Genomic DNA, 7586 nt, shown 5'->3' with positions numbered 1-7586 from the left:
TTCCACCTCTTTTTATCTATAAAGATTCTCCTACATCATAGTTCATTTTTTTATTTCCTCCTTGATGTCTTAATTTATCTTTATCTTCTTTATACCATTTTATATTTAGAAATAAAAAATAGATGAGATTTTTTGGATTCTGTTATGAAAAATCTAAAACGAACCTAAATTTTATTATTCAGGTTCGTTTTGTTTTCTATATTGGCTAGGACTAAGTCCTGTGAAATCTTTGAATGCTCTGTTGAAGTTAGATGGATTCTGAAAGTTTAGATCATTGCTTATTTCTAGTATGGATTTATCTGTGTTTATAAGCAAATCTTCTGAATATATTAGTTTTAACCTTTGGATATACTTCATCGGCGTGTATTGAAAGGATCTTGTGAATTTTGTGTTTAAAGTAGATTTTGATATTTTAAATTTTTTCGCTAGTTGATCTAAGTTTAGATTTTTATCCAGGTTTTCTTTCATATATTTCTCTACCTCTTCCATTAGTTTATCCCCTCCGGTCATGAAGTAATTGGTCTTACTTGGATTTATCCCCACTTTTCCAATTCTATATATGAGTTCCAAGGATTTTAATTTTATAAATAGCATATCTCTTTCTTTAAGTGCTTGGATTAGTTCATTTGCAAGTTTTACCAAATCTTCGTTTTTAATGGCACATCCCATGTCTTTTACATTTTTAAATTTATATATAAATTCTCCAATATATGGAAAGTAAGGTGAGTTTTTATCCAAGATTTTATCCGCTATTACTATGTTAAATGCCGTGTTTCGATGGCTTGTAGTGGAAGAAAATTTTGAATTTGGTATTGATCTTCCTACGAAAATTTCGTTTGTAGTTATGAGGACCTTGGTATTGTTTATGTATGTGAAATAGTTGCCTTCATAACAATATCCTATCCTATAACCTCTATTTCCCTTCGCCGAAGAATTATTAGCGTTGTATTTCTTCTTTAGACTGATGTAAAGTACAATGACTCCCGGAAATATTTCGTAAGAGGTTATCTTATTTTCAGGGCTTTCCAAGCCTATATAATTTATAATTCTAGGATCCTCTGTGGGAAATTCTTCGAATCCCCAGGATTTAAGTCTACTTTCTTTCATACAAACTCCACTATACTTTCTTTCGAATTTTTTATAAATTCATAGTCATGGCTTATGACGATTATGGTCTTTCCATCATCTTTCATCTCTTTTAATATGCCTATTAACCTTTTCATATTTTCAAAACATAGTCCAGATGTAGGTTCGTCAAGCACCACGATTTCCTTTGAACTTGCCATTGCTAGTCCTAGGGCAAGTCTCTGTTTTTCTCCGCCAGATAATTTCTGTGGGTGGCTTTCTCTTCTATTCCAGAGTTCTAATTTCTTTAATATTTCTTCAATCTTTTTTTCATCATCTGTTACTATTTTCATCTCCGTTAAAACGGATTCTGTAAATAACTGATAGTTTACATCCTGCATCACTAGAGAAATATAGTCTCCATGGTTTTTTATTCTTTTATTTTTGTAAAAGAATTCGCCCTTTTGCTTCTTATTTAGCCCGCAAAGATTTCTTATAAATGAAGATTTGCCAATTCCATTTGCTCCTATTATGAAATATATTCCCGGGTCAAAGCTGATTGAAAAATCAAATAGCTTGGGATTTTTTTCATATTGGCAGGAAAATTCTCTACATATAAGCGATTTTTTTTCATCAAAACTGTGGTCAAATAAGTTTTTCACTTCGTAGCTGCTACTTATAAGTTCTTCTTTTTCTATGTCTTTAAGCGTTCTAAGTCTGTGCTTTTCAAGTAATTCTTCTGAGATTCTATCTTTACTATAGGATAAAATTTTCCGATTTTCAATTAAAAGTAGTCTGTCCATTATCTCTTTTAAATAGTAGAGTCTATGCTCAGCGATGATTATTATCTTGCCCATGGATTTTAAAACTTCTAGACAGTGGGTCAATTTTTCTATGGATTCTCTGTCTAGAGATGCGGATGGTTCGTCGAAAATATATATTTCATTGTCCATAACCGCAACAGAATTTATAGCTATTAATTGTTTCTGCCCCCCAGATAGTTTGAATAAATCCTTACCTAAAAGATCCTGACTATTTAGTAGTTTTGAAAAATATTCTATCTTTTCATAAATTTTCTCCCTTGGAACATTTCTATTTTCTAGTGCAAATGCGATTTCATCTAGGGAATTAATGGCGTAGAATTGATTTTTTGGATTTTGAAAGACTGTTGAGATGAATTTTGATCTGTCGGTTATATCCATATCCAAAATAGTTTCTCCATCCAATAAAAGATTCCCTTCTAACTTTGCCTTATCAACTTCTGGTATAATTCCATTTATAGTCTTGATTAGAGATGATTTGCCACATCCAGATCTGCCTGTGATGACATTTATAGTTCCCTTTTCAAATTTTAAATTTATATCTTCAAGTATTCTATTTTCTCCCCCAACTTCTACAAATGAAAGAGAAAAATTTTTAAATTCTAGCATATTTTTATCCTTATAAATAATATTATTATATAAATTCCGAAACTAAGTAGGATGTAGTCCGCCGTATTAAACCTTGCATTTGATATAGAAGACCTCTCTTTATTCGTTTTCATACCTCTTGTCATAGCAGATATTGCAACATTGTCCGCTGTTTGAGATACAATCATAAGTAATGGCACAAATCTATATCCCAGTATCTTAGCCGGATTTTTAAAGAAGTTTTTCATCGTAAGTCCATGCATGTACATAGCTTCCCCTATGATTTTGTAATCTTCTTTTATAGAATAGAAAAATCTAAACATTACAGAAATTGGTATGATTATGTAGTCTGGAAATTTTATCTTTTTTAATGAATAGACGAGATCGCTCATCTTAGTAGTTGTCACAGTGTAATAACCCATCATCACTCCTGGAAGTATTCTAAGTATTATTCCGCAGTAGAGATTAAAGACCATCCCTAAATAAGAATTTGGATACTTGGATGCTACTATCTGTCCTACTACGGCTATCCCAGTATAAAAAAGTCCCTTACCAATAAGGGACCATTTTTTATCTAGGATTGCAAGTAGGTATGGAAATATAGCTAACAAAATTCCAAGGTATTTATAACTCATACTAATGGAACCTTCTGTTGCAGATACCCCTATGATAATTGTTAAGAATAATTTTGTCCTAAAATCAATTTTCATTAAGCCATTCCCGCTTTTTTAAAATGTTTATTTAAGATTTTAATTCCAATGGTACATCCTATGTATCCACCGAGCATACCTAGTAGAACTACAGGTATAAAGGACCAGTTTGGCATAACTGAGAGTAGTTTTTCTGCATATTCAGCCCCATAGCCTTGGTCGATTAAAGACTGTAAATAGGCATCTCTAGCAAAGTAGATTGGTATTAAATTTGCAGCTGCAAAAATCATAAAGACTGTGTAGGTTAGTCTTGCAGTTTTTATTGACTTATAGCCACCCTTTTTTAATATAATTTCACAGATTAATGACAATAAAATTATGGCAGGTAGAACTATCGCTCCATGACCTGACATTGAAAATGTAAGTCCAAATACTATTCCCATGATTAAGATCATGCCAAATTTATCTATCTTTGTTGAATAAAGCATAAATACTGGTCCTGAAACTAAACCGCAAGCAAATGGAACTAGGGGCATAAGTACAGGTATAAAACCTATCATACCTCCACACCAGAGTGCCATTACAGTTAAAAGCGAAAATACTCCTGCATTTATTAAATCTCGAATTCCAAATTTATTCATTTTTTCCTCCTTAATATATAAATTCTTCAGATTTTTTAGATGATTCAATCATCTTTTGGTAAGTTTTACTTTCTTTTATAAGTTCATCGTGTTTTCCAAAATCTTCTATCTTTCCATCTTTCATAACTATGATTTGATCTACATTTCTGATTGATTTCATTCTATGGGAAACTATCATCACCGTCTTATTTTTAATTAATTTATTTAGAGATTCTTGGATATATTTTTCATTTTCTACATCAAGCGATGCCGCAATTTCATCTAGTAGGATTATTTCTGCATCCTTTAAAAAGGCTCTTGCTATGGATATTCTCTGTCTTTCTCCTCCAGATAAGTTAGAGCCATTTTCGCCGATTTCCGTTTCATATCCATTCTCAAGTTTCTTTACAAATTCGTCACAGCTCGCTAGCCTTGCAGCTTCTAGCACTTCTTCATCACTTGCAGTAGGTCTTCCGAGCCTTATATTTTCCATTACAGAGCCGTTAAATAGAATTACATCTTGGAACACCATGGAAATATGTTTAAACAAATCTTCTGTCCTCGATTTATTTATTTCTTTTCCATCTATTAAGATTTCTCCCCTGTCATAATCATAGAGCCTTGCCACCAATTTTATTAGGGTTGATTTTCCACATCCTGATGGTCCCACTAACGCGGTAGTCTTGCCTTGAATGGCTCTAAATGAAATATTATCTATGACTTTTTTGTCATCGAGATAAGAAAATTCTACATTTTTTCCTTCTATATCAAATGATTTAAATTCTGTTTCTCTTCCCGGTTGAATCTCTTCTGATCTCAATGCATTTATTTTTTCTATTGGCGAATCCATGTACATCAATTCTCCGTAGAATTGATTGAAGGCTGCCACACCATCTACTAGTCTAGCTGATGCAAATAGGTATCCGGCAAAGTACAAAATATTTATCTCTTTGCTTATCAAACCGAGTAATCCTACATAAATTGCAAGGGCTAGGGATAAGTTTGCTATAACCGTTGCAGAAACTATAGGCACTACTTGACCAATCTCTGCTTTTATATGTTTCTTTTCCAAATCTCTTACAAAATAAGTTCCGTTTTTCTCTTTTTCTTTTGTCAAATTGTAAGATTTGATTTCAGTGGATAGATCGATTAGTTCTTGAAACATCTTCGAAGACTTTCTTTGTTCTTTGTAGTAGGACTCGGTCGCTTTCTTTTGCATCTTCTTTGAAAGTAGATTTAAGATTATTGAGAAATATATGGGTGCTATAACCGCAAGACCAAGCTTTACATTTCCAATTAAAAGTAGTACTGAAACTATGGCTAAATTTATCAAAAATGAGTAAAATCCAGGTATAGAGTGGCAAAGTCCATGCTCAATTGTCTCTACATCCTTCATAATCGTTTGAGAAAAATCAGTTAAATCTCTTTTTGAATAGAAACTAAGGGGAAGATCTTTTATTATTTCAGAAAGTTCAATCCTTAAATTTGCAGATTCTTTATAGGTTTCATTATAGGTTGTAATGTAATCTTTATTTATTACGAAAATCATTATAAGAGCAATTACTATATATAAAACCACCGAAATCTTGAGATTAAACTTGCCTAGACCCAAGAGACCTTGCATGACATACATAAGAAGAAACATAGGAAGCATGTAGGACAGATTCTTTAAGGTAGAATATTTAATCGCAACGATGGTTCCTTCTGCACCTTTGTCCGTAAGTGCAAATCTATCTTTTAAATAGTTTTTCATAGATCAACCCTCCATTCATTTGCTTCATTGTACATTTCGATAAACTTCTTATACCTGCTGTCTTCCTTCATAAGTTCATCGTGGCTTCCTCTCTCTAGAATTTTTCCATCTTCAACCAGTAGAATTTCGTCCACTCCACGAATCGAAGAAAGCCTATGAGCAATCATAATTGTCGTCCTATCTTTTATGAGTTCCTTAAAGGCAATCTGTAATTCATATTCATTTTCTGGATCTGCAGCAGCAGAAGCTTCATCAAGGATAATTATCTTTGGATCTTTCAAAAATATTCTCGCAATGGAGATTCTCTGTTTCTCGCCACCAGATAGATTTATCCCTTCAGCACCTATTATCGCATCGTACTTGTCTTTGAACTTATCTATAAAGTCATCACAGCGGGCAAGCTTTAAGGCTTTGTAGACCTCTTCATCATCTGCATCTTTATTTGCGAGTTTTACATTTTCAAAAATCGAAATTCCTTGGAATAGTTTAGGATTTTGAAAAACTATACCGATATTTTTCATCAAGCTTTCTCCATCGTAGGAAGAAATATTTCTGTCGCCGATTAAAATTTCTCCAGAATCCACAGGATATAGTCCAGAGATTAACTTAGCAATGGTAGACTTACCAGATCCAGAGCTACCTACAAGAGCATATACTTTGTTCTCGTCAAGATTTAAAGAAAAATTATGTAAAATCTTATTCTTGTCATCGTATGAAAAATCAACATTTTTAAAGATTATATTCTTCTTTTGTAAATCTTTTTGTGTACCAAAAACTATTTCTTTTTCTTTCATCTCTGTGAACAGATTTTCAAGATTATCTACAGCAGAGTTAGCTTGAAAAACATACATGGAAACATACATAATCTTCATTAGATCTACGAAAAATAATCCCATAAATAAAGTGAAAAATAGAATTTTTGCCGACCAGATATTAGGATCTTGTCCTTTTGAAACCATAAATATCGCTAGAAAGACTGGCGTGATTATAAAAATATTTAAAAGCCATTGGAAAAGGACATAGGGAATCCTGCAGGACATCGAATATTTGTAGACCATGTCCTTATAGACCATGATTGAGTCGTAAAGTTTTGTAAAACCGATAAGTGGCGTGTTGAAGATCTTCACCACTGGCATTCCTCTTACATATTCCACAGCCCCAGCATTCATTTCATCTAGCTTCTCCATGTACTTCTTCATAAATGATTGGTCTCCTATCATTTTGTAGAGTAAGTACATACTGAGTAGAATGATGATTACAAAAAATATTCCAAGATAGATGTCAATTGCAAAGGTCAAGGCTATCATGAGTATAGGAGTTAAAGCTGCCATAGTTTGATCTGTTATGAGGTGGGCGACAATCATGTGTGTTTGTTCCACATTGTTGTCGATTATCTTTCTTACCTCACCAGAGTTATGGGTGTCAAAAAAAGTATTTGAAGCCCTAAGTAGATGCCTAAGTCCTTTTTCACGAAGCCTAGTTTCAAGTCTAAATCCAGCTAAGTGACTCATCCATGTCCCGCCAAAGTAGAAGATACTACAGCTGGCAAAGAGAACTAGAATTTTTATAGAGAAAATCTTAAGGTTCATTAGATCTTCTCCACAAAATACATCTCTAAGCAAAATCCAAATTAAATAATAAGCATAGAACTGTAGCAAATTCCCAACTACAGCTAGCATCGCCGCAAGTATTCCATGGATTTTTCTTTCAGGCATATAGGAAAATAATTTCTTATAAAGTTTCATATTAACCTTCTTTCTATGTGCTATTTGATAATCAATATCAATATATCATCTTTTTTTTTTATCGTCTAGTCGAAAAAAATTATTCTGTCATAAATTTTAAATAAAATATGATGGTCTTTAAATTTTTGTAAGAGACTGTGTAAAATGCCTTTCCCCTAGGGGAAAGAGATATGTGATCAATTTTTTACTATATGTGGACCACTTTCCGATAATAACTGTGGACCATTTTGGGGTTGACATTTACATCTAAAAGTCTTCTGGCTTTTCTTTAATTTTCTAATCGCCTTTAAAGTGTCATATTTATCTTTTTATTATCACTGGCATACTTTTATACCTTTTTAGAC

General features: G+C 32.7%; 6 protein-coding genes and 1 pseudogene. All 7 read right to left on the bottom strand.

The annotated features are described in order from the left end of the window. Positions 1 to 16: 16 nt before the first annotated feature. Positions 17 to 109 (bottom strand): annotated as a pseudogene (locus Q0W95_RS06760) (replisome organizer); the annotation flags it as partial. A gap of 65 nt (positions 110 to 174) precedes the next feature. Continuing rightward, complete coding sequence (locus Q0W95_RS06755; RefSeq protein ID WP_297791167.1) at positions 175 to 1107, bottom strand: AraC family transcriptional regulator; 933 nt, start codon at positions 1105 to 1107, stop codon at positions 175 to 177. Further along, positions 1104 to 2495, bottom strand: a complete 1392-nt coding sequence (locus Q0W95_RS06750) for an ABC transporter ATP-binding protein (protein WP_297791165.1) — start codon at positions 2493 to 2495, stop codon at positions 1104 to 1106. The genes Q0W95_RS06755 and Q0W95_RS06750 overlap by 4 nt, the downstream gene beginning before the upstream one ends. Then, positions 2489 to 3184, bottom strand: a complete 696-nt coding sequence (locus Q0W95_RS06745) for an energy-coupling factor transporter transmembrane component T (protein WP_297791163.1) — start codon at positions 3182 to 3184, stop codon at positions 2489 to 2491. Before Q0W95_RS06745 ends, Q0W95_RS06750 begins: the two co-directional genes overlap by 7 nt. Continuing rightward, on the bottom strand, positions 3184 to 3765 hold the full coding sequence (locus Q0W95_RS06740; RefSeq protein ID WP_002840789.1) for an MptD family putative ECF transporter S component: 582 nt from the start codon (positions 3763 to 3765) through the stop codon (positions 3184 to 3186). The genes Q0W95_RS06745 and Q0W95_RS06740 overlap by 1 nt, the downstream gene beginning before the upstream one ends. Before the next feature lie 10 nt (positions 3766 to 3775). Next, the gene (locus tag Q0W95_RS06735; protein WP_297791160.1) at positions 3776 to 5497 is read right to left on the bottom strand and encodes an ABC transporter ATP-binding protein; all 1722 of its coding nucleotides are present in this window, start codon (positions 5495 to 5497) and stop codon (positions 3776 to 3778) included. Then, positions 5494 to 7242 (bottom strand): ABC transporter ATP-binding protein, encoded by a 1749-nt coding sequence (locus Q0W95_RS06730; protein WP_035111371.1) that lies wholly within the window; start codon positions 7240 to 7242, stop codon positions 5494 to 5496. The genes Q0W95_RS06735 and Q0W95_RS06730 overlap by 4 nt, the downstream gene beginning before the upstream one ends. Positions 7243 to 7586: the final 344 nt, after the last annotated feature.

The organism is uncultured Anaerococcus sp., assembly GCF_947253225.1.
Classification (GTDB): Bacteria; Bacillota; Clostridia; order Tissierellales; family Peptoniphilaceae; genus Anaerococcus.
The sequence above is the reverse complement of the archived record's forward strand: the minus strand, read 5'-3'. Positions and strand labels throughout refer to the sequence as shown.

Excerpts from the sequence above, each read along its gene's own strand:
- Q0W95_RS06755 (WP_297791167.1), bottom strand. The coding sequence starts at position 1,107 with ATGAAAGAAAGTAGACTTAAATCCTGGGGATTCGAAGAATTTCCCACA.
- Q0W95_RS06750 (WP_297791165.1), bottom strand. The coding sequence starts at position 2,495 with ATGCTAGAATTTAAAAATTTTTCTCTTTCATTTGTAGAAGTTGGGGGA.
- Q0W95_RS06745 (WP_297791163.1), bottom strand. The coding sequence starts at position 3,184 with ATGAAAATTGATTTTAGGACAAAATTATTCTTAACAATTATCATAGGG.
- Q0W95_RS06740 (WP_002840789.1), bottom strand. The coding sequence starts at position 3,765 with ATGAATAAATTTGGAATTCGAGATTTAATAAATGCAGGAGTATTTTCG.
- Q0W95_RS06735 (WP_297791160.1), bottom strand. The coding sequence starts at position 5,497 with ATGAAAAACTATTTAAAAGATAGATTTGCACTTACGGACAAAGGTGCA.
- Q0W95_RS06730 (WP_035111371.1), bottom strand. The coding sequence starts at position 7,242 with ATGAAACTTTATAAGAAATTATTTTCCTATATGCCTGAAAGAAAAATC.